This is a genomic window from Cedecea sp. AS113 (assembly GCF_037152415.1).
GTDB lineage: Bacteria > Pseudomonadota > Gammaproteobacteria > Enterobacterales > Enterobacteriaceae > Cedecea.
Genome location: NZ_JBBCMI010000023.1, coordinates 51,708 through 76,443 on the forward strand (window position 1 = coordinate 51,708; position 24,736 = coordinate 76,443).

Consider the following 24,736-nt stretch of genomic DNA (forward strand, 5'->3'; position numbering starts at 1 on the left):
CTAAGTAAGCTAAGCCACCACCGTTAATTTATTAAATTGATATTTACTACGCACTGAATGCACTTTGGCTAATTCAACCAGAGTCGCCGCTGATTTTTTTATACGGCAATTTTTCGACCATACCGCAGCATAGCGTGCAACAGGTAATTCATCCGTTAATGGAATTTGAACAAACTCCTGAGAGCCAAAAGGTGCGATCATTTCACGGGGAATAATCGTCAGGAAACCGGCGGTCAACACCATGTTATAAATGGTGACAACTGAGTCGGTTTTAATGATTTTATCGCTGGTGATATGGTTCTGTTGCAGGATGGTCAGAAGTTCACTGTAGTAGCCCATTTCGGTTTGAGGCAACACCCACTGCTCATGGCTTAATGAGCGGAGCGTCATCACGCCTCCGCGCGTTCGTGTTCGTCCGGCTACCAGAACAAACTCTGATTCAAACAGGGGTTCGATATGCAAATCCTGAAGCAGCATCTCATCGCTCAGCGTACCGATGGCAAAATCCAGCCTGCCGTCACGTATCGCCGGTAAGAAGGAGCAAAGTTGAGCTTCAAACATTGAAACTTCAGCCTGTGGATACTGCTCTTTAAAGGCTTTCATCATGCCCGGCAGGAAGGTAAAACCGATAAGTGAAGGATAGCCGAATGAAACATCTACCGCTTCGCTACCGACCAGACTGTTCATTTCGTTGCACATGTTGCGCATTTCGCGGGTAATCGACTCGGCGTAACCGAGCAGTACTTTACCGGCAGCCGTAAGCTGAACACCGGTATTTTTGCGAATGATAAGCTCCAGACCAAACAAGGCTTCCATATCGCTGATAATTTTACTTACCGCAGGCTGAGTCAATCTTAGCTGCTTCGCCGCAGAGCCAAATGAACCACTTCTTACCACTTCCTGAAATACAACCAGGTGCTGTGTTTTAGGTAATGTCGTATTATCCATAAAGCGCCATGCCTAATAAGTTATCAATGGCGGCGATCTTACGTATTCTCCCTACTATGTTATGTGCGGCGACTCACAAGAGCTCAACCCTCATCAGTACAACAAGCAACCAAATGAATATAAACCCATAAATAACAATGAGTTAATTTTTTATAATTTGCTATTTCCATGATTAAGGTCAACCTAAACATCCTGAATAAAAGAAATTTATGGAGATAATAAATTCATATAACCAGCCATAAACTCTTATTCAGACTGAAAACTTATCAATATTGACGTTTATTTACTCAGAGTAAGGTGCATAAAACAAAGAATTAAAAATGGCTGCAAATATTACGCTTATATTTGAATATAAAAAAACCCGCCAAGGCGGGTTTTTATCGAAGCAAATATTAGCTCAAATTACAGAACGTCTACCGCGTTCAGCTCTTTGAATGCCTGCTCCAGGCGAACGATCATAGAGGTCTGAGCTGCGCGCAGCCAGACACGTGGATCGTAGTATTTTTTGTTCGGCTGGTCAGCGCCTTTCGGGTTACCCAGCTGACCCTGCAGGTAAGCTTCGTTTTCTTTGTAGTAGTTCAGGATGCCGTCCCAGGTTGCCCACTGGGTATCGGTATCGATGTTCATTTTGATTACGCCGTAGCTTACGGAGTCTTTGATTTCCTGAGCAGAAGAACCGGAACCGCCGTGGAAGACGAAGTTCAGGCTGTTGTGCGGCAGGTTGTGTTTCTTAGAAACGTATTCCTGAGAATCACGCAGGATGGTCGGGGTCAGAACCACGTTACCTGGTTTGTACACGCCGTGTACGTTACCGAAGGAAGCTGCGATGGTGAAACGTGGGCTGATTTTGCTCAGTTCGGTGTAAGCGTAATCAACGTCTTCTGGCTGGGTGTACAGAGCAGAAGCGTCCATGTGGCTGTTGTCCACGCCATCTTCTTCACCGCCGGTGCAGCCCAGTTCGATTTCCAGGGTCATGCCCAGTTTGGACATGCGAGCCAGGTATTTGGAGCTGATTTCGATGTTTTCTTCCAGAGACTCTTCGGACAGGTCAATCATGTGGGAAGAGAACAGTGGTTTACCGGTAGCGGCAAAGTGTTTTTCACCCGCGTCCAGCAGGCCGTCGATCCACGGCAGCAGTTTCTTAGCGCAGTGGTCAGTGTGCAGAATAACCGGCACGCCGTAGTGTTCAGCCATCTGATGTACGTGGTGTGCACCAGAGATTGCGCCCAGGATAGCAGCACCCTGTGGAACATCAGTTTTCACGCCTTTACCAGCGATGAATGCAGCACCGCCGTTAGAGAACTGAACGATAACCGGAGATTTTACTTTCGCAGCGGTTTCCAGAACGGCGTTAATAGAGTCGGTACCGACGCAGTTAACGGCTGGAAGAGCAAAGTTGTTCTCTTTTGCTACCTGGAAGATTTTCTGTACGTCGTCGCCAGTTACAACACCTGGTTTTACGAAATCAAAAATTTTAGACATGTTGATGTGTCCTGTAGGCCTTGGAAAAATCGAATCACCGTCCTGAATCTTGCCGGGCGGCAATAAATCAACGGGCAGGTTACCCTGCCCGTAGGAATTACTTCTTAGCGCGCTCTTCGAGCATTGCTACAGCTGGCAGTACTTTGCCTTCCACGAACTCAAGGAATGCGCCGCCACCGGTAGAGATGTAGGAAATTTTGTCTGCGATACCGAACAGGTCGATAGCGGCCAGAGTGTCGCCGCCGCCTGCGATAGAGAAGGCTTCGCTGTCTGCGATAGCACGGGCAACGATTTCGGTCCCTTTACGGAAGTTAGGGAATTCGAACACGCCAACCGGGCCGTTCCACAGAATGGTTTTCGCGTTTTTCAGGATCACGGCCAGTTTCTCAGCGGAAACGTCGCCCATGTCCAGAATCTGCTCTTCGTCTTTGATGTCGTTCACAGACTTCAGGGTTGCGGTCGCAGTTTCGGAGAACTCAGTGGCCACACGCACGTCGGTTGGTACTGGGATGTCGCAACGGGTCAGCAGATCTTTAGCGGTATCAACCAGGTCTGCTTCGTACAGGGATTTACCTACGTTGTGGCCCTGGGCTGCAACGAAGGTGTTCGCGATGCCGCCGCCAACAATCAGCTGGTCAGCGATTTTGGACAGGGAGTCCAGCACGGTCAGTTTGGTAGAAACTTTAGAACCGCCAACGATAGCAACCATTGGGCGAGCCGGCTCTTTCAGAGCTTTGCCCAGTGCTTCCAGTTCGTCAGCCAGCAGCGGGCCTGCACAAGCAACGTCAGCAAATTTAGCGATGCCGTGAGTAGAAGCCTGCGCACGGTGTGCAGTCCCGAAAGCATCCATCACGAACACGTCGCACAGTGCAGCGTATTTTTTGGACAGTGCTTCGTCGTCTTTTTTCTCGCCTTTGTTGAAGCGAACGTTTTCCAGAACAACCAGCTCACCGGCAGCAACCTCTACGCCGTCCAGGTAATCTTTTACCAGACGAACCGGGTTAGACAGCTTGTCTTTCAGGTAGTTAACCACTGGCAGCAGAGAGAATTCTTCGTTGTACTCGCCTTCGGTCGGACGACCCAGGTGAGAAGTCACCATGACTTTAGCACCCTGTTTCAGCGCCAGTTCAATGGTCGGCAGAGATGCACGGATACGCGCATCGCTGGTGACTTTCCCGTCTTTAACCGGCACGTTCAGATCGGCACGGATGAATACGCGTTTGCCCGCCAGATCCAGATCGGTCATCTTAATTACAGACATGGTGAATCCTCTCGTTGATTCTTAAAGTTTTGCAGACGCAACGTGCGCCTTACCTGAAATCCATTGAGCCATAACCAACGTGGTGTCGAGCATCCTGTTGGCAAAGCCCCATTCGTTATCACACCAGACTAGAGTTTTAATCAGATGTTGCCCACTGACCCGCGTTTGCGTGCCGTCGACGATTGCACTGTGCGGATCGTGGTTAAAATCAGTAGAGACCAACGGTAATTCCGTATAGTCAACTATACCATGAAATGCTTCCTGTGCCGCTTTTTGCAGCAAGTGGTTGACTTCACATGCATTTACTGAATTTCTGACCGTCACGCTCAAATCAATGGCCGTCACGTTTATCGTGGGAACGCGTACCGCGATCGCCTCAAAACGGTCATTAAATTGTGGGAAAATACGCGTGATACCGGCCGCAAGACGCGTATCCACCGGAATGATCGACTGACTCGCCGCACGAGTGCGTCGCAAATCAGGGTGGTAAGCGTCAATCACCTGCTGATCGTGCATGGCCGAGTGGATGGTAGTGACCGTCCCGGACTCAATGCCAAACGCTTCATCCAGCAGTTTAATGATTGGAATAATACAGTTTGTGGTGCAGGAGGCATTGGAGACGATACGGTGGCTGTCTTCGACCTGCTCATGGTTCACGCCGTAGACGACGGTTGTATCGAGGTCGTTACCGCCAGGGTGTGAGAACAGGACTTTCTTCGCCCCTGCCGCAAGGTGGGCTTCACCGTCAGCGCGGGAGCCGAACACGCCGGTACAGTCCAGCACGATATCAACGCCCAGTTCACGCCACGGGAGCGCTTCAATGGTCGGTTCATGCAGCAGGCGAATGCTGTCGTCGCCCACAAACAGGACTTCACGCTCCTGGCGAACATCCCAGACAAAGCGACCGTGGCTGGTATCGTACTTCAACAGATGCGCGATACCCGCAGCGTCTGCCAGTTCGTTGATTGCTACCACGGTAATTTCCGCACGGCGACCAGATTCGTACAAAGCACGTACCACGTTGCGCCCAATGCGACCGAAGCCATTAATAGCGATGCGTACGGTCATATCTCTCCTGCCAGAATCCCTGGGATTTAGTGGCTGACAGAGTAATCCAGCAACCGCCTGAGGGGAATCCTCGCACTCATGAAACTGCACTTGTTTGCTTAATTGTCGAACATTTATTCGACTGAAACGCTTCAGCTATGTTAAGCGAAAGCGGGAATAAAAGGAACGATACCCCAACATGCTCCGCTCAACTTCTGACGTACATCACAGTTTTGGTGGAATAACTGCAACTGAGCGCCCCGATGGTGGAATAAAGAACAGGGTATAAGTGGAATAATCGGCATAAAAAAGGGCCGCCGAAGCGACCCTGATAGTTAGCGAGACGGATTACAGAATCGCTTTAGCCTGTTTCACCACGTTTTCCACGGTGAAGCCAAACTCTTCGAACAGCAGTTCCGCTGGTGCAGACTCACCGAAGGTGGTCATGCCAACGATAGCGCCATTCAGGCCAACGTATTTGTACCAGTAGTCAGCGATGCCAGCTTCGATAGCCACACGAGCAGAAACGGCTTTCGGCAGCACGGATTCACGGTAAGCCGCATCCTGCTTGTCGAACGCGTCGGTAGACGGCATGGACACCACGCGCGCTTTCACGCCTTCGGCAGTCAGCTTGTCCCATGCGGCCACCGCCAGCTCAACTTCAGAGCCGGTAGCGATGAAGATAAGCTCTGGCTGACCTGCGCAATCTTTCAGCACGTAGCCGCCGCGAGCGATGTCTTTCAGCTGCTGCTCGGTACGATCCTGCTGAGCCAGGTTCTGGCGGGAAAGGATCAGCGCGGTCGGGCCGTCGTGACGCTCAACGCCGTACTTCCACGCGACTGCGGACTCAACCTGGTCACATGGGCGCCAGGTGCTCATGTTCGGGGTAACACGCAGGGAAGCAACCTGCTCAACCGGCTGGTGAGTCGGGCCATCTTCGCCCAGGCCGATGGAGTCGTGGGTATACACCATCACCTGACGCTGTTTCATCAGCGCAGCCATACGCACCGCGTTACGGGCGTATTCTACGAACATCAGGAAGGTAGAGGTGTACGGCAGGAAACCGCCGTGCAGGGAGATACCGTTGGCGATAGCGGTCATACCGAATTCGCGCACGCCGTAGTGGATGTAGTTCCCGGCGGTATCTTCGTTAATCGCTTTAGAACCAGACCAGAGAGTCAGGTTAGAAGGCGCCAGGTCAGCGGAGCCACCCAGGAATTCCGGCAGCAGCGGGCCGAACGCTTCGATAGCATTCTGGGAAGCTTTACGGCTGGCGATCTTGGATGGGTTAGCCTGCAGCTTAGCGATGAACTCGTTCGCTTTTGCGTCGAAGTCAGAAGGCATTTCGCCTTTCACGCGGCGAGTGAACTCTGCGGCTTCCTGCGGGAAGGCTTTCGCGTAGGCAGCGAACTTCTCGTTCCATGCGGCTTCTTTAGCCTGCCCCGCTTCTTTCGCATCCCACTGCGCGTAGATGTCAGAAGGGATTTCGAACGGTGCGTGGTTCCAGCCAAGCGCTTCGCGGGTCAGTGCGATTTCTGCATCACCCAGCGGGGCGCCATGAGAGTCATGGGTACCGGCTTTGTTCGGGGAACCGAAACCGATGATGGTTTTGCACATCAGCAGGGATGGTTTGTCGGTCACCGCACGCGCTTCTTCTACTGCACGTTTGATAGCCGCGGCATCGTGGCCGTCTACACCGCGCACGACATGCCAGCCGTAGGCTTCGAAGCGTTTTGCGGTATCGTCGGTGAACCAGCCTTCAACGTGACCGTCGATGGAGATGCCGTTGTCGTCATAGAACGCAACCAGTTTACCCAGCTTCAGGGTACCAGCCAGGGAGCAAACCTCGTGAGAGATGCCTTCCATCATGCAGCCGTCACCCATAAATGCATAGGTGAAGTGGTCCACGATGTCGTGGCCAGGACGGTTGAACTGTGCCGCCAGCGTTTTCTCTGCGATAGCCATACCGACCGCGTTCGCAATACCCTGACCCAGTGGGCCAGTCGTGGTTTCAACACCGGCGGTGTAGCCCACTTCCGGGTGGCCCGGAGTCTGGGAGTGCAGCTGACGGAAGTTTTTCAGCTGTTCAATCGGCAGATCATAACCGCTGAGGTGCAGCAGGCTGTAAATCAGCATAGAACCGTGGCCGTTGGACAGCACGAAGCGGTCGCGGTCAGCCCAGGATGGGTTCTGTGGGTTATGGTTCAGGAAATCACGCCACAGGACTTCGGCAATGTCGGCCATGCCCATAGGGGCACCCGGGTGACCGGATTTGGCTTTTTGTACTGCGTCCATGCTGAGCGCACGAATAGCATTGGCAAGCTCTTTACGAGAGGACATTTTGACTCCAGATCGGATGGTTGAAGGTCGCGCCTTGACTACGATGCGTTATGGGCTACGCCCGAAAATGTGACAACAATGTACACCAGGGGAATGGTCATGTACATGCGGCGTGCCGTTGACAGGGTAAGAAATCTCTGGATAACGCTCGCAAGTTGCGCAACCTGATGCGCAGGCCATTTATTCTTCTTTATACTGGTTCTGGAGCCGCCTCGCCTGCGGTAAATCCGATTCTGTTTTTACCTATTATAAAGAAAGGAAAATGGCCATGAAGATGCGCCCAATATTGTTGAGCCTGAGCGTCGCAGCCCTGCTGAGCGGCTGCCAGGGAATGGATTCCAACGGGCTATTGACCTCTGGAGCCGAAGCTTTCCAGGCCTACACTTTAAGCGATGCGCAGGTGAAAACCCTGAGCGATGATGCCTGTAAGCAGCAGGACAGCAAAGCTACGATAGCCCCGGCAGACAGCCCATACACCCAGCGGCTGAACAAAATTGCCTCCGCGCTGGGGGATAACATCAACGGTCTGCCGGTTAACTATAAAGTTTATGTGACCAAAGACGTCAACGCCTTCGCCATGGCGAACGGCTGCATCCGCGTCTACAGCGGCCTGATGGACATGATGGACGACAACGAAGTTGAAGCGGTGATTGGCCACGAAATGGGGCACGTCGCGCTGGGCCACGTGAAAAAAGGGATGCAGGTCGCGCTCGGGGCTAACGCAGCCCGCGTTGCTGCCGCATCCGCAGGCGGCGTGATTGGCAACCTGTCGCAGTCTCAGCTTGGGGATTTAGGCGAAAAACTGGTGAACGCTCAGTTCTCCCAGCGTCAGGAATCTGAAGCGGACGACTACTCTTACGATCTGTTGCGCAAACGCGGCATCAACCCGACCGGTCTTGCCACCAGCTTCGAGAAGCTGGCTAAGCTCGACGAGGGCCGTCAAAGCTCCATGCTGGACGACCACCCGGCGTCTGCCGCTCGTGCCCAGCATATCCGCGACCGCATGGCAGCGGATGGGATTAAATAAAGCGATACCGCCCCCAACGGGGCGGTATTTAAAGGCTTATTCGCCTTTCTTGGCCGCCTGGATATACAGCATTTCCAGCGCCAACGTTGCCGCAGCCAGCGCGGTGATTTCAGACTGGTCGTAGGCCGGAGCCACTTCCACCACGTCCATCCCCACGATATTCAGATCTTTCAGGCCCCGAACCAGCTTGATAGCACGATCGGACGTCAGGCCACCAATCACCGGCGTACCTGTTCCCGGCGCAAACGCGGGATCCAGGCAGTCGATGTCAAAAGTCAGGTAAACCGGCATGTCGCCGACGATCTGCTTAACCTGGGCAATAATGTCGTCTACGCCGCGATCGTTTACCTGGCAGGCATCCAGCACGGTGAAGCCGTTATCTTTGTCGAACTCGGTACGAATACCGATCTGCACGGAGTGGTTCGGATCGATCAGGCCTTCGTTTGGCGCGGTGTAGAACATCGTGCCGTGGTCGAACTCGCAGCCATTCGCGTAGGTGTCGGTGTGCGCATCAAAATGCACCAACGCCATTTTACCAAAGTGCTTCGCGTGAGCACGCAGCAGCGGTAGAGTCACGAAGTGGTCACCGCCGAAGGAAAGCATACGCTTGCCGGAAGCCAGCAGACGCTCAGCGTGCGCCTGGAGATTTTCGCTCATCTCACGGGCATCGCCGAAGGCGTAAACCAGATCGCCGCAGTCCACAACGTTCAGACGCTCGCGCATGTCGAAGTTCCACGGGAAGCGGTTTCCTTCCCATGCCAGGTTGGTGGATACCTGACGAATCGCTGCCGGGCCGTGGCGGCCGCCTGCGCGACCGGAAGTTGCCGCATCAAACGGAACGCCGGTGATCACCCAGTCTGCATCGCTATCGTACGGCTGGAAATTCAGCGGGAAACGTAAAAAACCAAAGGCATTAGATACCAGGGAGTTATCGTATTTGTGGCCTAAGGTGCTCATTGTCTGACCTCTCGGTTGGGGTTAAAAAACGCCTAAAAAAAATCCCCTCCGCGTCGTTAAACCCGACGAGGAAGGGATTGGATTGGGTGACTACTATTTATTGCGCGGATTATCGCCGCTAATTCATACAGGTTCAAGAGAGTATAGGCTATTGCTCGCTCTTTGCCCCTCTCCCTGAAGAGGAGAGGGGAAGCGATAGCTTACTCGTCTTCCAGATACGTATAACCGTACAGACCCGCTTCGAACTCTTCGAGGAACTGCTGCTGCAGCGCATCGTCAAGGCCGGTGTTCTTGACCTGGTCGCGGAACTGAGTCAGCAGCTTGTTCGGATCGAGCTGCACGTACTGCAGCATGTCCGCCACGGTATCACCTTCGTCAGACAGTTCAACTTCCACGGAGCCATCAGGGAAGACGAAGACGTCCACAGCCTCGGTGTCACCGAACAGGTTGTGCATGTTGCCCAGGATTTCCTGGTACGCACCCACCATGAAGAAGCCCAGCATCGGTGGGTTCTCCGGATCGTATTCCGGCATCGGCATCGTCGTGGCTATGCCGTCGCCATCAATATAGTGGTCAATTGCCCCATCGGAGTCGCAGGTAATGTCCAGCAGCACCGCGCGGCGCTCAGGCGCGTGATTCAACCCTTCCAGCGGCAGTACCGGGAAAAGCTGATCGATCCCCCACGCATCCGGCATCGACTGGAACAGCGAGAAGTTGACGTACATTTTGTCCGCCATGCGCTCCTGCAGTTCGTCGATAATTGGACGGTGCGCGCGGTTGCTTGGATCAAGCTGCTTCTGCACGTCGTGGCACATGTTCAGGTAAAGCTGTTCTGCCCAGGCACGCTCCTGCAGGCTATATGCCCCGGAGGAGTAGCCGACGTGGATGTCGTGCAGGTCCATCTGGCTGTCGTGCAACCATTCACGCAGCGAGCGGCGAGTCCCAGGCTGATGCATCTCCTCCCAGGTTTCCCACATGCTTTGCAGTGCGCGAGGGGCGTCAACCGCAGGTGGAGTTGCTTCGGTATATTCGTTACGCTCCACGCCGATAATATTGGAAACCAGCACTGTGTGGTGCGCGGTCACGGCGCGGCCAGACTCGGTGATCACCGTCGGGTGCGGCAGACCATTTTCTTCACAAGCATCGCCAATTGCCCAAATAATATTGTTCGCGTATTCATTCAGGCCGTAGTTAACGGAGCAGTCGGACTGGGAGCGAGTCCCTTCGTAGTCCACGCCCAGGCCACCGCCAACGTCGAAGCACTGAATGTTCACGCCCAGCTTATGCAGCTCAACGTAGAAGCGCGCGGACTCACGAACGCCGGTGGCGATATCGCGAATGTTCGCCATCTGAGAACCCAGGTGGAAGTGCAGCAGCTGAATGCTGTCCAGGCGGCCGCGTTCACGCAGGATTTCCACCAGCTGCAGAACCTGGTTTGCCGCGAGGCCAAATTTGGACTTCTCACCGCCGGAGGACTGCCATTTACCGGATCCCTGAGAAGCCAGACGGGCGCGAACGCCCAGGCGAGGAATCACATTCAGTCGCTCGGCTTCTTCCAGCACGATGCCGATCTCAGACATCTTCTCGATAACCAGGTAGACCTTATGGCCCATCTTCTCGCCGATCAGCGCCAGGCGGATGTATTCGCGGTCTTTATAGCCGTTACAGACGATAACCGACCGGGTCATGCCCGCGTGCGCCAATACGGCCATCAGCTCGGCTTTAGAACCGGCTTCCAGGCCCAGCGGTTCGCCGGAATGAATCAGCGACTCAATCACACGGCGGTGCTGGTTAACTTTGATCGGGTAAACCAGAAAATAGTCGCCGTTGTAGCCGTAGGATTCACGCGCACGCTTAAAGGCGGCGTTAATCGAACGCAGGCGGTGCTGCAGGATCTGCGGGAAGCAGAACAGCGCAGGCAAGCGCTGGCCCTGAGCTTCACGCGCTTTCACCAGTTCGGCGAGATCCACGCGAGCTTCCGGAACGTCCGGATCCGGGCAAACGCTAATATGGCCCAGTTCGTTAACGTCATAATAGTTATTGCCCCACCAGGCAATATTGTATGTACGCAGCATCTTGCTGGCTTCCTCGGAGCTCATGGCAACCTCCTGAATGGAACGATGTACATCCTGCTCGCCCACTGACGAACCCGAAACAGAAGTGATTTTGTCAGTCATGGCGAACCTCAAATTTTGTCGATTGTGCAAAACAGTTGACTACTATCGCAGGGGTATCCTGCAATAACAACCCATTAACAGCGCGCATTGACAGCACAAGACGCTGACAGCCAGGCTGTGCGACCGGTTTCATTTTCATATCATTGTAAAACACGTATCCGAACCCTGTATGACAGGACGGCGAAACCACGAGAAAACTCTTGTAATACAAGAGCGCCCTTGTTCAGTTACCACGGCGGATTACAGACCGGCCCGGGGATCCTGAGAAGCGCCGAGATGGGTAAAACATCGGCAAGTTTGAAAACATGAGATGCAGGCTGCGAGGAGCATATACGCGCCAGAACGGCGTGCTGGGTTATATGAATGACGGCGGTTCATTACTTACCTCCACGCATACGTTGAATATGTATGCGACAAGCCAAAGCTGCGAACACTGTACCTGACAGGCTCTAAATAATTGCTCAACCCGGCTGGAAGTGGGCAACACGAATCGTGTGCTTTTGATTAAGCCGCGCGCGCCGCTTTATACCCATATAAGGGGTAAAAAGCAAAACAAAATGTGTAAATTGCCAGCAGTGTCAGCTCCACTTTCCACTCAAGATTTATCACATGTTGCCGTTACCCTAAAAAATTCTGGCTATCTGCCGATTGTCTAATCTAAAATGGCCGTCCAGATGTTAATCCATCTATACTGATTAACTGTTAGACTGCCTGTTTTTCAATCTGTGGCAATAAGTTCCCGGGTTGGTCTATCTCGCCACCGCTGTGGCGTAGAGCAGCAGCCTGAACTAAATAAATCCTCTTAGGGTGAAGAAAATATGGCTAAACACCTCTTTACGTCCGAGTCTGTATCTGAAGGGCATCCTGATAAAATCGCTGACCAAATCTCCGACGCCGTCCTTGACGCGATCCTCGAGCAGGATCCGAAAGCACGCGTAGCCTGTGAGACCTACGTCAAAACCGGTATGGTTCTGGTTGGCGGCGAAATCACCACCAGCGCGTGGGTTGATATCGAAGAAATCACCCGCAAAACCGTGCGTGAAATCGGCTATGTGCATTCAGATATGGGCTTTGACGCCAACTCCTGCGCTGTTCTGAGCGCGATTGGTAAACAATCCCCGGACATCAATCAGGGCGTTGACCGTACCGATCCGCTGGAACAGGGTGCGGGCGATCAGGGCCTGATGTTTGGCTATGCGACCAACGAAACCGACGTGCTGATGCCAGCGCCAATCACCTACGCCCACCGTCTGGTGCAGCGTCAGGCTGAAGTGCGCAAAAACGGCACCCTGCCGTGGCTGCGCCCGGACGCGAAAAGCCAGATCACCTTCCAGTACGACGACGGTAAAATCGTCGGTATTGATGCGGTTGTGTTGTCCACTCAGCACTCTGAAGACATCGCGCTGAAAGACCTGCAGGAAGCGGTGATGGAAGAGATCATCAAACCAGTTCTGCCGGGCGAGTGGCTGAACGCCTCCACCAAATACCACATCAACCCAACTGGCCGTTTTGTTATCGGTGGCCCAATGGGTGACTGCGGTCTGACCGGGCGTAAAATCATCGTTGATACCTACGGCGGTATGGCTCGTCACGGTGGCGGCGCATTCTCAGGTAAAGATCCGTCTAAAGTTGACCGTTCTGCTGCCTATGCTGCGCGTTATGTCGCGAAAAACATCGTCGCCGCTGGCCTGGCTGACCGCTGCGAAATTCAGGTTTCTTACGCTATCGGCGTGGCAGAACCTACTTCCATCATGGTGGAAACCTTCGGTACCGAGAAAATCTCTACCGAGCAGTTGACCCTGCTGGTACGCGAGTTCTTCGACCTGCGTCCATACGGCCTGATTCAGATGCTGGATCTGCTGCATCCGATCTACAAAGAAACCGCCGCATACGGTCACTTTGGTCGCGAACATTTCCCATGGGAAAAAACCGACAAAGCCGCACTGCTGCGTGAAGCCGCTGGCCTGAAATAACCCGCCACCGCTTTGTACTTTAAAGGCCAGCTTATGCTGGCCTTTTGCTTTTTGGTTCTGTACCTACAGATTTCTCTTCTCCTGGCTCCCTGCTATCACCGGCAACAATTTGAAACCGATTACACATAACAGGAATAGCCTTTATTGCCACTTTTATTCATATGTGCGTTCAGGCACATCATTTGTTACATAACAGCTCATCAAACACCGATTTTTAACCGCAGGACGGATTTTATTAGCCGTAAATTCCCTGTCTTATCAACATTAAGTTTCCTCTCAATTTAGACCTCTAGTGTAAACGATTACATCACTGTGATTATCATCACACACTTCCGCCGTTTACTGCCCTACCCTTAAAAACGTCAAATCCGAAAAAATCCACGTGGAGGGCGATATGCCTGACAATAAAAAAACCGGGCGCTCCAACAAAAGCATGACCTTTTTTGTCTGCTTCCTCGCCGCGCTCGCCGGCCTGCTGTTCGGCCTGGACATTGGGGTGATTGCCGGTGCGCTGCCGTTTATCGCTAAAGACTTTGCCATCACCTCCCACACCCAGGAATGGGTGGTGAGTTCGATGATGTTCGGGGCAGCCGTCGGGGCCATCGGCAGCGGCTGGCTCTCTTTCAAACTGGGGAGAAAATACAGCCTGATGATAGGTGCCGTGCTGTTTGTGCTCGGTTCCCTGTTCTCGGCCTTTGCGCCCAATGTTGAAGTGTTGATCGTGTCTCGTGTCCTGCTGGGCCTGGCCGTTGGCGTCGCTTCCTACACCGCCCCGCTTTACCTGTCAGAGATTGCGCCGGAGAAGATCCGTGGCAGCATGATCTCCATGTACCAACTGATGATCACCATCGGTATTCTGGGCGCTTATCTCTCCGATACAGCTTTCAGCTACACCGAATCCTGGCGCTGGATGCTGGGCGTGATCACCCTTCCCGCTCTGCTACTGCTGGTTGGCGTGTTCTTCCTGCCGGACAGTCCGCGCTGGTTTGCCGCCAAGCGCCGCTTCCACGATGCTGAACGCGTGCTGCTGCGCCTGCGCGATACCAGCGCAGAGGCGAAACGTGAGCTGGAAGAAATCCGCGAAAGCCTGAAGGTGAAACAAAGCGGGTGGTCGCTGTTTAAGGACAACTCGAACTTCCGCCGGGCGGTCTTTCTTGGCGTATTGCTGCAGGTCATGCAGCAGTTCACCGGCATGAACGTCATCATGTACTACGCACCAAAAATCTTCGAAATTGCCGGGTTCGCGAATACCACGCAGCAAATGTGGGGCACCGTGATCGTGGGCCTGATTAACGTGCTGGCTACCTTTATTGCTATCGGTCTGGTTGACCGCTGGGGACGTAAACCTACGCTGGTGCTCGGCTTCCTGGTCATGGCCGTCGGCATGGGCGTGCTGGGCACCATGCTACACGTCGGCATCCATTCCCAGGGCGCGCAGTACTTTGCGGTTGCCATGCTGCTGATGTTTATCGTTGGCTTCGCCATGAGCGCTGGCCCGCTGATTTGGGTGCTGTGCTCGGAAATCCAGCCGCTCAAAGGGCGCGATTTCGGCATCACCTGCTCCACCGCCACCAACTGGATTGCCAATATGATTGTCGGCGCCACCTTCCTGACTATGCTGAACACGCTGGGCAACGCTAACACCTTCTGGGTTTATGCGGCGCTGAACCTGTTCTTTATCGTCCTGACGCTGTGGCTTATTCCTGAGACGAAACATGTCTCTCTGGAACACATCGAACGTAACCTGATGAAAGGCCGTAAATTACGCGAAATCGGCGCACACAACTGAGTCCTGAAAGCCCCTTCCGGTAACGGGAGGGGCTTGCACCGCGCTTCCTGCCCCATTATTCTCTGCCGTTATGAAAGTCCTCAGACTCCCTATCGCTCTCCAGCAAGCCGTTATGCGCTGCCTGCGTGAAAAACTTCAGCAGGCCAACGCGCATTTAGGCACTCATTATCCTGAGCCCAAAGTGGTCTATCAGCAGCGCGGCACCGCCGCCGGCACTGCCTGGCTGGAAAGCAACGAAATTCGCCTGAATCCGGTGCTGCTGATGGAAAATCAGCAGGCTTTTGTCGAAGAAGTTGTCCCCCATGAGCTGGCTCACCTGCTGGTATGGAAGCACTTTGGCCGCGTCGCCCCCCACGGCAAGGAATGGAAATGGATGATGGAAACCGTGCTCGGCGTCCCGGCCCGCCGCACGCATAAATTTGAAGTCGATTCGGTACGCAAAAATACCTTCCCCTACCGCTGCCCTTGCCAGCAGCATCAGCTCACCGTGCGCCGCCACAATCGGGTGCTGCGCGGCGAAGCCGAATATCGCTGCACTCATTGCGGCCAGTTATTAAAACTCGACGTTACAACCCCATGTAATTAATCGTTTATTTCTGGAATTTTTACACTACCTCTGATTGAAACTGGATATCCGATCAGGTAGGGTGCGGGCACGTTTTAGTAAGGATTCTGGAAATGTCTCGCAAAATTTCTTGGGCTGTTGCATTCGTTGCAGCCTTCAGTTCGCTTCCCGCCTTCAGCAACGGCATCAATAGCTTCGCACAAGCCAAAACCGCAGGCGTCAAGGTCAACGCCGATGCTCCGGGCGACTTCTACTGCGGCTGTAAAATTAGTTGGCAGGGTAAAAAGGGTATCCCGGACCTGGAGTCCTGTGGCTATAAAGTGCGGAAGAACGAAAACCGGGCCACTCGCATTGAATGGGAGCACGTCATGCCTGCCTGGCAGTTCGGCCACCTGCTGCAGTGCTGGCAAGACGGTGGACGTAAAAACTGCGCCAAAGATCCGGTATACCGCAAAATAGAAAGCGATATGCATAACCTGCAGCCTGCCGTGGGCGAGGTTAACGCCGACAGAAATAACTTCATGTACAGCCAATGGAACGGCGGCGAAGGCCAATACGGCCAGTGCGCAATGAAAATTGATTTTAAGGATAAAGTGGCCGAGCCGCCGGAACGCGCTCGAGGCGCAATTGCGCGCACTTATTTCTACATGCGCGACCAATACCAGCTGTCGCTTTCTCGCCAGCAGACTCAATTATTCCAGGCCTGGGATAAACGCTACCCGGTCAACACCTGGGAGTGCGAGCGGGATGAGCGCATTGCGAAAGTCCAGGGCAATCATAATCCATATGTGCTGCGGGCTTGCCAGGCGCGAAACAGCTAACCTACACTAGCGGCAATTCTTTATTTGCTGTGACGAATATCGCCCTCGACCTACAGAACAAGGGGGCGAAAATCCCCTCTCCCTTTTTGGGATAGAGTCAGGATAAGAGCCCATTCCTGCAGCGCAACTAACCGGAACTCACTTCATGCGTATACCCCGCATTCACCATCCTGAAAATCTTTCCGTTGGCCAGGACGTTGCCCTGAGCGAAGATGCGGCTAACCACGTTGGACGCGTGCTGCGCATGAGCGCGGGCCAGGCTATTCAGCTGTTCGACGGCAGCAATCAGGTGTTCGACGCGGAAATCGTGCAGGCGGATAAAAAAAGCGTGCGCGTTAAAATCCTGGCGGGCAACGAGGACGACCGTGAGTCACCGCTCTGGCTGCATCTCGGCCAGGTCATGTCCCGCGGCGAAAAGATGGAATTCACCATTCAAAAAGCCGTGGAGCTGGGTGTGAACGAGATTACACCATTGTTTTCCGATCGCTGCGGGGTAAAACTGGATGCGGAAAGGCTGAACAAGAAACTCCAGCAGTGGCAAAAGATTGCGATTGCCGCCTGTGAGCAATGCGGCCGCAACCGGGTGCCAGACATTCGCCCGGCGATGGACCTGGCCGCCTGGTGCGCCGAGCAGGATGACGCCCTGAAGCTCAATCTGCATCCGCGAGCCAGCGCCAGCATCAACACGCTACCGCAGCCGGTCGAGCGCGTCCGCCTGCTGATTGGCCCGGAAGGCGGCCTGTCTGCAGATGAGATTGCCATGACCGCAGAGCACCAATTTACTGATATTCTGTTGGGACCGCGCGTTCTGCGTACTGAGACCACCGCGCTCACCGCCATCACCGCACTGCAGGTGCGCTTTGGCGACCTGGGCTAAAGGAGAACAACAATGATCAAGCTCGGCATCGTGATGGACCCCATCGCACACATCAACATTAAAAAAGACTCCAGCTTCGCCATGCTGCTGGAAGCGCAGCGTCGTGGTTACGAACTGCACTACATGGAAATGGCCGACCTGTATCTGAACAACGGCGAAGCGCGTGCCCGCACGCGCCTGCTCAGCGTCGAGCAGAACTACGATAAGTGGTATGAGTTTGGCACCGAGCAGGATATCGCCCTGGCCGATCTGAACGTGGTACTGATGCGCAAAGACCCGCCGTTCGACACTGAATTTATCTACGCGACCTATATTCTTGAGCGCGCAGAAGAGAAAGGCACGTTGATCGTTAACAAACCGCAGAGCCTGCGCGACTGTAACGAAAAGCTGTTCACCGCCTGGTTTGCCGACTTAACGCCGGAAACGCTGGTCACCCGTAACAAAGCTCAGCTGAAAGCCTTCTGGCAGCAGCACGGCGACATCATTATGAAACCGCTGGACGGTATGGGTGGCGCCTCTATTTTCCGCGTGAAACAGGATGACCCAAACATCGGCGTTATCGCCGAAACGCTGACCGAACTGGGTACCCGCTACTGCATGGCGCAGAACTACCTGCCTGCCATTAAAGACGGTGATAAACGCGTGCTGGTGGTCGACGGCGAGCCGGTACCTTACTGCCTGGCTCGTATTCCGCAGGGCGGTGAGACCCGCGGTAATCTGGCCGCCGGTGGCCGTGGTGAACCACGTCCGTTGACCGACAGCGACTGGGAAATTGCCCGCCGCGTTGGGCCTACGCTGAAAGCCAAAGGGCTGATTTTTGTTGGTCTGGATATTATCGGCGATCGCCTGACCGAGATTAACGTCACCAGCCCAACCTGCATCCGCGAAATCGAAGCTGAATTCCCTGTGTCGATCACCGGGATGCTGTTCGACGCCATCGAAAAACGCCTCGCTCACTAAGCGCATCTGGCGGGTAGCTGTTACCCGCCTTCCCCCTTCGAAGGCACGATTCACGGCGGGTAGCCCGCCTTCCTTCATTAGTGGTAAGCTGGCCACACTTCGCGCAGCCACTGCCGCTTTTATCAACCGGGATCAGAACCTCTGACAATGAATTTACAGCATCACTTTCTTATTGCCATGCCGGCTCTCCAGGACCCTTTATTTAAGCGCTCCGTAGTTTATATCTGTGAATACAATGATGAAGGCGCGATGGGGATTATCATCAATAAACCGCTGGAAAACCTGCAGGTTGATGGCGTTCTCGAAAAGCTAAAAATAGAACCGGACCCGCGCGACACCACGATTCGACTGGATAAACCCGTATTTATCGGCGGCCCGCTGGCGGAAGATCGCGGGTTTATTCTGCACTCACCGCCGGACAACTTCGGCTCAAGCATTCGCATCTCCGACGACACGGTGATTACAACTTCCCGTGATGTGCTGGAAACGTTAGGCACGGCCAAACAGCCGAAAGAGGTGATTGTTGCCCTCGGCTACGCTTCCTGGGAAAAGGGGCAGCTTGAACAGGAGATCATGGAAAACTCATGGCTGACGGCTCCTGCTTCGCCTGAGATCTTGTTCCATACGCCCATTTCAGAGCGCTGGCGCGAGGCCGCCCGTCTGATTGGTATCGATATCCACACCATGCCAAGCGAAGCGGGGCACGCCTGATGAGCAGTGGAACTTTAATGGCTTTTGACTTCGGCACCAAAAGTATCGGCGTCGCCATCGGCCAGCGCATTACCGGCACTGCGCGCCCGTTAACCGCGCTTAAGGCGCAGGACGGCACTCCGGACTGGAATGCGGTAGAAAAAATCCTGAAGGAGTGGCAGCCGGAAGAAGTCGTTGTCGGCCTGCCGCTGAATATGGATGGCACCGAACAACCCCTGACGGCGAGAGCCCGCAAGTTTGCGAACCGCCTGCACGGCCGCTTTGGCGTGAAAGTCTCCCTGCAGGACGAGCGGCTGAGCACCGTCGAAGCCCGCGCCGGGTTATTCGAACACGGTGGTTTCCGCGCCCTCAACAAAGGCAGCATCGACTCCGCTTCTGCGGTGATTATTCTTGAAAGCTGGTTCGAGTACCACCCGTGAAGGGCTTAACTGCCGGGCGCGTCGTTCCCTGCGTTCAGCAGTTCATGCCTTGCGGCAATCGCCAAAAAATGGCTGCGGTCCCGGTAGCCTGAAGAGGGCTGTTTTACCCGGGAATCAATACGCCGCAGCAGCGCGTCTGGCAGCATGATGTTTAGCCGCTGCTGCTTTCCTTCCAGCGCGGATAAATCCACATCAACCAGCAGCCATTGCTGGCAGTAGCCGTACTCCGGGTCTGCGGCATAAGCAAAAGGCCCCGCATCACACAGTTGAGTAATGTCTTTGCCGCTCTCCACCATTAAATCCACAATCGACAGCACCGCATCCTGCACCATCGGGGCGATATCCGCCTGACTGTCTGCGGCCGATACGCAGCCAAATTCATCATTGCATAGCGCGGGCACGACCAGGCCAAACGCTTCGTTTTCAGTTGCGGGTAATTCCACACCAACGGAAAAAAACATCATCAACCTCCGGCAGCGACAGGCTAAATGCCTGCCATTTTACGAATGGATTTGACGGTACCGACGGGCAAATCCTTTTTGGGATGCGGAACGGGGAACGTTTTTCCGGTTGTAGGTGACCACCAGATCCAGTGGCTACCCCCAGAACGCCTGACGGGTTCGCACCCCGTGGCCCTCAATTCCTTTATCAGCTCAGCAGAGGTCATCATGCTCTCCCTGAATGATGGACAATATACACACCAATACACATCACGGCAATAAAAGCGTCCAAAATGTCGCCTCCCATGGCACGCTGAATTCCCGATCGTGTCCAACAATCTTACCTTCACGCAGCAGCAGCGCCTCGCTCTGGGCAAAGCTTTGCATGCCATGCTGCTGGCCGGTTTGCAGCACGCCAGGCAGTTGATGCGTCTTCCCCTCACGAATCAAATTTGCCACAGCCGGGGTATTGACCAACAGTTCGTACAGCGCCACCCGGCCACCGTCAGTCGCCGGTACAAGCTTTTGTGCCAGCACCGCTTTCAGGCTTCCGGCAAGCTGAGTTTGAATCAGGCTTTTCTCCTGAGCAGGGAACACGTCCACCAGCCGTTCTACCGCCTGAGCAGCACCGCGTGTGTGTAATGTCGCCAGAACCAAATGCCCTGTTTCTGCCGCGGTCAGCGCCAGGCCAATAGTCTCACTATCCCTGAGCTCACCCAGCAGAATGACGTCCGGATCTTCCCTTAAAGCGGCTTTTAGCGCTGCTGCATAGCTTTCACAGTGCAGGCCGGGCTCGCGCTGCTGAATCAGGCAGCGGCCAGAGGCGTGAATAAATTCGATGGGGTCTTCCAGCGTTAGCACATGGCCGTCAAGATGCTGATTGAGATGCTGAATCATCGCGGCAAGGGTTGTAGACTTCCCGCTCCCGGTAGCACCAGTCACCAGTATCAGCCCTTCACTTTCCCGTAAAAGCGCCTTCAGTTGGGAGGGTGCGCCAAGCGTATGCAGATCCGGGCAAGAAGATGCGAGTAATCTAAGCGCCAGCGAATAACCTTCCTGATGGAGAAAAGCATTGCCGCGTAGCCTGATGCCGTTCGCGAGCGTGAGGGAAAAATCGAGCTGGCCGGCGCGGCTAAGCTGCAACTTTTGCTCCTCATTTAACCATCCGTTGAGAACCTCTTCGACTTCCGGCACCTTCTCCGGGCACGCTTCCAGCCTGCCACACTTTCGCCAGCGTGCCGCCTGGCGCGCGCACAGGTGTAGATCGGAGACATTATGCTTTACACTAAGGGCCACAATTTCTTCGATATCCATATCACTTCCAACGATCATGAATGAGATAGCGCACAATCTGGCACAGGTACATGGGAAAATCTCAGCCGCTGCGGCACATTGCGGCAGAAGCCCCGAAGAAGTGACTCTGCTTGCAGTCAGCAAAACCAAGCCTGCGAGCGCCCTCGCAGAAGCGATTGCTGCCGGGCAACGCGCCTTTGGCGAAAACTATGTGCAGGAAGGCGTGGATAAGATTCACCACTTTGCTGAACAAAGTGTAACAGGGCTGGAGTGGCACTTTATCGGGCCGCTGCAGTCGAATAAAAGCCGCCTTGTGGCGGAGAATTTTGACTGGTGCCATACCGTCGATCGGCTGAAAATTGCCAGCAGACTCAGCGAACAACGCCCGTCGACGTTGCCGCCGCTAAACGTACTGATTCAAATTAATATCAGCGACGAAAACAGTAAGTCCGGCATCGCGCTGAGTGAGCTGGAGCAGTTAGCTGCCGAAGTGGCGGCCTTACCGGGACTGACGCTGCGAGGCCTGATGGCCATCCCTGCGCCAGAATCGGATTACGAGCGCCAGCTTACCGTTTGCCGCAAAATGGCAGAGGCCTGTAATGCACTCAAAGCCCGCTTTACCACGATCGATACATTATCTCTCGGCATGACCGATGACATGGAAGCCGCGATTGCCGCAGGCAGCACCATGGTGCGCATTGGAACCGCTATTTTCGGCGCGCGGGATTATCCCGCTCGTTAATCACCATCATTTTTGAGGAAAACCATGCTTACGTTGACTTTCCTGGTCAAAACCCTGATTGAGCTTTACGTAATGGTGCTGCTTATCCGTATCTGGATGCAGTGGGCGCGCTGTGATTTCTACAACCCGTTTGCCCAGTTCATCGTTAAAGTTACCCAGCCCGTTGTCGGACCGCTTCGTCGCGTACTGCCATCCCTGGGCCCTATTGACACCTCATCCCTGCTGGTGGCATTTATACTCACCACGCTGAAATTCCCTATTCTGCTGCTGATCCAGTCCGGCGGGCTGTCGCTCGATCCATTAAACTTACTCATCGGCGTGCTGTCGCTGCTGAAATCAGCCGGTACCCTGGTGTTCTGGGTGATCATCGTTCGTTCCCTGATGAGCTGGATAAGCCAGGGCCGCAGCCCTATTGAATACGTGCTGATGCAAATGACCGAGCCAATGATGGCGCCGATTCGCCGCATCTTGCCTGCGATGGGCGGCATTGATTTCTCCGCCATGGTGGTCATTCTTATTCTTTATGCGCTGAACTACCTCGGTATGGACCTGTTCCCTGGCCTTTGGTACGCGATTTGAGTGCTGTGACACAGCAGCCTGACGGGCTGGTTCTGCGGCTGTATATTCAGCCCAAGGCCAGCCGCGATAGCCTGGTCGGTATGCATGGCGACGAGTTAAAAGTCGCCATCACCGCACCACCGGTAGACGGGCAGGCCAACGCTCACCTGGTAAAATATCTGGCCAAACAATTCAGGGTAGCGAAAGGCCAGGTCGTGATAGAGAAAGGCGAACTTGGTCGCCATAAACAAGTTAAAATTATCGGCCCGCAGCAGATCCCGACGGAAGTCGCGGCATTGATTGCCCCCCTCGAATAACACAGGACTGACTATGCAAAAAGTCGTATTAGCTACCGGTAACGCCGGTAAAGTGCGTGAACTCGCCAATCTGCTGGCGGATTTTGGCTTCGATGTGGTCGCGCAAACCGAGCTGAACGTAGAGTCTGTCGAAGAGACCGGCCTGACCTTTATTGAGAATGCGATTCTCAAGGCTCGCCATGCGGCTAAAGTGACCGGGCTACCGGCGCTGGCCGACGATTCCGGCCTGGCGGTGGATGCGCTGGGCGGCGCACCGGGTATCTATTCCGCACGCTACGCGGGCGAGGATGCCAGCGATCGGCAGAACCTCGACAAGCTTCTGGAAGCGCTCAACGACGTGCCGGACGATAAACGCCAGGCTCAGTTCCACTGCGTGCTCGTCTATATGCGTCATGCGGAAGACCCAACGCCGCTGGTGTTTCACGGTAGTTGGCCGGGCGTGATTACCCAGGCGCCAGCAGGGCAAGGTGGCTTTGGCTACGATCCTATCTTCTACGTTCCTTCCGAGGGTAAAACCGCGGCGGAGCTAACCCGCGATGAAAAGAGCGCGATCTCCCACCGTGGGCAAGCGCTGAAACTGTTACTGGAAGCAATGCGTAATGGCTAATTTGCCACCTCTTAGTCTCTACATTCACATCCCGTGGTGCGTACAGAAGTGCCCGTACTGTGACTTCAACTCCCACGCGCTGAAAGGCGACGTGCCGCACGACGAATACGTGAGCCATCTGCTGCACGACCTCGACCGCGACGTGGCGCTTGCTCAGGGGCGTGAGGTAAAGACTATTTTCATTGGCGGCGGTACGCCAAGCCTGCTCTCCAGCGAAGCCATGCAAACGCTGCTGGACGGCGTGCGCTCACGCCTCAAGCTGGCAGACGACGCAGAAATCACCATGGAAGCCAACCCCGGCACGGTCGAAGCCGACCGCTTTGTTGGCTACCAGAAAGCGGGTGTGAATCGTATTTCTATCGGCGTTCAGAGCTTTAGCGAGCCCAAATTAAAGCGCCTGGGCCGTATTCATGATGCGGGTGAAGCCAAACGTGCCGCGAACCTGGCAAGCGGCCTGGGGCTGCGCAGCTTTAACCTTGACCTGATGCACGGCCTACCTGACCAGTCGCTCGAAGAGGCATTGGACGATCTGCGCCAGGCCATTGCCCTGAATCCCCCGCATCTTTCCTGGTATCAGTTGACCATCGAGCCGAACACGCTGTTTGGATCACGTCCGCCGAAGTTACCGGACGACGACGCGCTGTGGGATATCTTCGAGCAAGGCGATAAGCTACTGACCGCCGCGGGCTACCAGCAATACGAAACCTCAGCCTATGCTAAGCCCGGTTATCAGTGTCAGCACAACCTGAACTACTGGCGCTTTGGCGACTATTTGGGGATTGGCTGCGGCGCGCACGGCAAAATCACCTTCCCGGACGGGCGCATTACGCGCACGGCGAAAACGCGCCATCCGCGCGGCTATATGGCAGGGAAATACCTCGACCGCCAGCATGACGTTGAGCGGGCAGATAAACCGTTCGAATTCTTTATGAACCGTTTCCGCCTGTTGGAGGCCGCGCCGCGCAGTGAGTTCACGCTTTATACCGGTTTAGATGAAGCGATAATTCGCCCGCAGTTGGATGAGGCGCTGGCGAAAAACTATATGACTGAGACGGATGAGTACTGGCAGATAACCGAGCACGGGAAACTGTTTTTAAATTCCCTGCTGGAGCTGTTTTTAGCCGACGAAGCGTAAGTTTTTACCCTCACCCCGGCCCTCTCCCAGAGGGAGAGGGGGAAAACAAGTGATGGGCGACATGGTTTATCCCCTATCCCCTTTGGGGAGAGAACTGGCGAAAGGAAACTCGGTTTACCCCCCCCTTTGAGGGAAAAACAAGCGACGGGGAACTCGGTTTATCCCCTCTCCCCTTAGGGGTGTACAGTCCGGGGACATGGTAGACAGGTGTTCGCAGACATGGTGAACACTTTTTAACATCCTTTACCCATGGTGATCGACTTATTCTTCAGGTCGATCACCCCCACTTT

General features: G+C 54.5%; 26 protein-coding genes. 14 read left to right on the top strand and 12 right to left on the bottom strand.

The features are described from left to right. Positions 1-9 precede the first annotated feature (9 nt). From tdcA to tkt, 5 genes are all read right to left on the bottom strand, one after another. Positions 10-948, bottom strand: a complete 939-nt coding sequence (gene tdcA, locus WFN87_RS20900; RefSeq protein WP_336983652.1) for a transcriptional regulator TdcA — start codon at positions 946-948, stop codon at positions 10-12. A gap of 402 nt (positions 949-1,350) precedes the next feature. Further along, entirely contained in the window at positions 1,351-2,430 is a 1,080-nt protein-coding gene (gene fbaA / locus WFN87_RS20905) for a class II fructose-bisphosphate aldolase (protein ID WP_008461574.1), read from the bottom strand. Positions 2,431-2,527: 97 nt separating this feature from the next. Continuing rightward, on the bottom strand, positions 2,528-3,691 hold the full coding sequence (gene pgk / locus WFN87_RS20910; RefSeq protein ID WP_008461573.1) for a phosphoglycerate kinase: 1,164 nt from the start codon (positions 3,689-3,691) through the stop codon (positions 2,528-2,530). 21 nt (positions 3,692-3,712) lie between these two features. After that, complete coding sequence (gene epd / locus WFN87_RS20915) at positions 3,713-4,759, bottom strand: erythrose-4-phosphate dehydrogenase (protein WP_336983653.1); 1,047 nt, start codon at positions 4,757-4,759, stop codon at positions 3,713-3,715. A 327-nt stretch (positions 4,760-5,086) separates the two neighbouring features. Beyond that, the gene (tkt, locus tag WFN87_RS20920) at positions 5,087-7,078 is read right to left on the bottom strand and encodes a transketolase (protein WP_166995250.1); all 1,992 of its coding nucleotides are present in this window, start codon (positions 7,076-7,078) and stop codon (positions 5,087-5,089) included. Positions 7,079-7,346: 268 nt separating this feature from the next. Here tkt and WFN87_RS20925 point away from each other — a divergent pair, with 268 nt between their 5' ends. After that, complete coding sequence (locus WFN87_RS20925; protein WP_008461569.1) at positions 7,347-8,105, top strand: M48 family metallopeptidase; 759 nt, start codon at positions 7,347-7,349, stop codon at positions 8,103-8,105. A 36-nt stretch (positions 8,106-8,141) separates the two neighbouring features. Here the strand turns inward: WFN87_RS20925 and speB are convergent, their stop codons facing one another. The 4 genes from speB to WFN87_RS24190 form a co-directional block, all read right to left on the bottom strand. Beyond that, complete coding sequence (gene speB / locus WFN87_RS20930; RefSeq protein ID WP_008461568.1) at positions 8,142-9,062, bottom strand: agmatinase; 921 nt, start codon at positions 9,060-9,062, stop codon at positions 8,142-8,144. 200 nt (positions 9,063-9,262) lie between these two features. Beyond that, positions 9,263-11,239, bottom strand: a complete 1,977-nt coding sequence (gene speA, locus WFN87_RS20935) for a biosynthetic arginine decarboxylase (protein ID WP_008461567.1) — start codon at positions 11,237-11,239, stop codon at positions 9,263-9,265. Then, entirely contained in the window at positions 11,232-11,378 is a 147-nt protein-coding gene (yqgB, locus tag WFN87_RS20940) for an acid stress response protein YqgB (protein ID WP_157141458.1), read from the bottom strand. Before yqgB ends, speA begins: the two co-directional genes overlap by 8 nt. Before the next feature lie 101 nt (positions 11,379-11,479). Next, positions 11,480-11,617 (bottom strand): hypothetical protein, encoded by a 138-nt coding sequence (locus tag WFN87_RS24190; protein ID WP_442892785.1) that lies wholly within the window; start codon positions 11,615-11,617, stop codon positions 11,480-11,482. Positions 11,618-12,057: 440 nt separating this feature from the next. Here WFN87_RS24190 and metK point away from each other — a divergent pair, with 440 nt between their 5' ends. From metK to ruvX, 8 genes are all read left to right on the top strand, one after another. Continuing rightward, positions 12,058-13,212 (top strand): methionine adenosyltransferase, encoded by a 1,155-nt coding sequence (gene metK, locus WFN87_RS20945; RefSeq protein ID WP_008461565.1) that lies wholly within the window; start codon positions 12,058-12,060, stop codon positions 13,210-13,212. A 394-nt stretch (positions 13,213-13,606) separates the two neighbouring features. Continuing rightward, a complete protein-coding gene (locus WFN87_RS20950) occupies positions 13,607-15,001 on the top strand; it encodes a sugar porter family MFS transporter (RefSeq protein ID WP_008461563.1) in 1,395 nt (464 codons plus the stop codon). Between the two features lie 70 nt (positions 15,002-15,071). Beyond that, positions 15,072-15,587 carry a SprT family zinc-dependent metalloprotease gene (locus tag WFN87_RS20955; protein WP_336983654.1) on the top strand — a complete coding sequence of 172 codons (516 nt, stop codon included), beginning with the start codon at positions 15,072-15,074 and terminating at the stop codon, positions 15,585-15,587. Positions 15,588-15,679: 92 nt separating this feature from the next. Then, positions 15,680-16,387 (top strand): deoxyribonuclease I, encoded by a 708-nt coding sequence (gene endA / locus WFN87_RS20960; protein WP_166878139.1) that lies wholly within the window; start codon positions 15,680-15,682, stop codon positions 16,385-16,387. A 145-nt stretch (positions 16,388-16,532) separates the two neighbouring features. Further along, positions 16,533-17,264 carry a 16S rRNA (uracil(1498)-N(3))-methyltransferase gene (rsmE, locus tag WFN87_RS20965; RefSeq protein ID WP_336983655.1) on the top strand — a complete coding sequence of 244 codons (732 nt, stop codon included), beginning with the start codon at positions 16,533-16,535 and terminating at the stop codon, positions 17,262-17,264. Positions 17,265-17,276: 12 nt separating this feature from the next. Then, positions 17,277-18,224, top strand: coding sequence for a glutathione synthase (gshB, locus tag WFN87_RS20970; RefSeq protein ID WP_008461555.1), 948 nt, complete (start codon positions 17,277-17,279; stop codon positions 18,222-18,224). A 147-nt stretch (positions 18,225-18,371) separates the two neighbouring features. After that, the gene (locus WFN87_RS20975) at positions 18,372-18,935 is read left to right on the top strand and encodes a YqgE/AlgH family protein (RefSeq protein ID WP_039287632.1); all 564 of its coding nucleotides are present in this window, start codon (positions 18,372-18,374) and stop codon (positions 18,933-18,935) included. Continuing rightward, the gene (ruvX, locus tag WFN87_RS20980) at positions 18,935-19,354 is read left to right on the top strand and encodes a Holliday junction resolvase RuvX (protein WP_008461550.1); all 420 of its coding nucleotides are present in this window, start codon (positions 18,935-18,937) and stop codon (positions 19,352-19,354) included. The genes WFN87_RS20975 and ruvX overlap by 1 nt, the downstream gene beginning before the upstream one ends. A 5-nt stretch (positions 19,355-19,359) precedes the next feature. On the opposite strand, the gene WFN87_RS20985 is transcribed toward ruvX, so the two are convergent. The 3 genes from WFN87_RS20985 to WFN87_RS20995 are packed head-to-tail and all read right to left on the bottom strand — an operon-like array spanning position 19,360 to position 21,108. After that, positions 19,360-19,815, bottom strand: coding sequence for a type II toxin-antitoxin system HicB family antitoxin (locus tag WFN87_RS20985; protein ID WP_166995305.1), 456 nt, complete (start codon positions 19,813-19,815; stop codon positions 19,360-19,362). Between the two features lie 23 nt (positions 19,816-19,838). After that, positions 19,839-20,021 (bottom strand): type II toxin-antitoxin system HicA family toxin, encoded by a 183-nt coding sequence (locus tag WFN87_RS20990; protein WP_166995303.1) that lies wholly within the window; start codon positions 20,019-20,021, stop codon positions 19,839-19,841. Positions 20,022-20,064: 43 nt separating this feature from the next. Next, a complete protein-coding gene (locus WFN87_RS20995; protein ID WP_336983656.1) occupies positions 20,065-21,108 on the bottom strand; it encodes a type IV pilus twitching motility protein PilT in 1,044 nt (347 codons plus the stop codon). Positions 21,109-21,124: 16 nt separating this feature from the next. Here WFN87_RS20995 and WFN87_RS21000 point away from each other — a divergent pair, with 16 nt between their 5' ends. The 5 genes from WFN87_RS21000 to hemW are packed head-to-tail and all read left to right on the top strand — an operon-like array spanning position 21,125 to position 24,446. Further along, positions 21,125-21,829: a YggS family pyridoxal phosphate-dependent enzyme gene (locus tag WFN87_RS21000; protein ID WP_336983657.1), complete on the top strand. Its 705-nt coding sequence runs from the start codon at positions 21,125-21,127 to the stop codon at positions 21,827-21,829. Positions 21,830-21,853: 24 nt separating this feature from the next. Further along, positions 21,854-22,408 carry a YggT family protein gene (locus tag WFN87_RS21005; protein ID WP_008461544.1) on the top strand — a complete coding sequence of 185 codons (555 nt, stop codon included), beginning with the start codon at positions 21,854-21,856 and terminating at the stop codon, positions 22,406-22,408. Further along, positions 22,405-22,704 carry a DUF167 family protein YggU gene (gene yggU / locus WFN87_RS21010; RefSeq protein ID WP_008461542.1) on the top strand — a complete coding sequence of 100 codons (300 nt, stop codon included), beginning with the start codon at positions 22,405-22,407 and terminating at the stop codon, positions 22,702-22,704. Before WFN87_RS21005 ends, yggU begins: the two co-directional genes overlap by 4 nt. 13 nt (positions 22,705-22,717) lie before the next feature. After that, positions 22,718-23,311, top strand: a complete 594-nt coding sequence (locus tag WFN87_RS21015; RefSeq protein ID WP_166995243.1) for an XTP/dITP diphosphatase — start codon at positions 22,718-22,720, stop codon at positions 23,309-23,311. After that, positions 23,304-24,446, top strand: a complete 1,143-nt coding sequence (hemW, locus tag WFN87_RS21020) for a radical SAM family heme chaperone HemW (RefSeq protein ID WP_336983658.1) — start codon at positions 23,304-23,306, stop codon at positions 24,444-24,446. The genes WFN87_RS21015 and hemW overlap by 8 nt, the downstream gene beginning before the upstream one ends. The last annotated feature ends 290 nt before the right edge of the window (positions 24,447-24,736 follow it).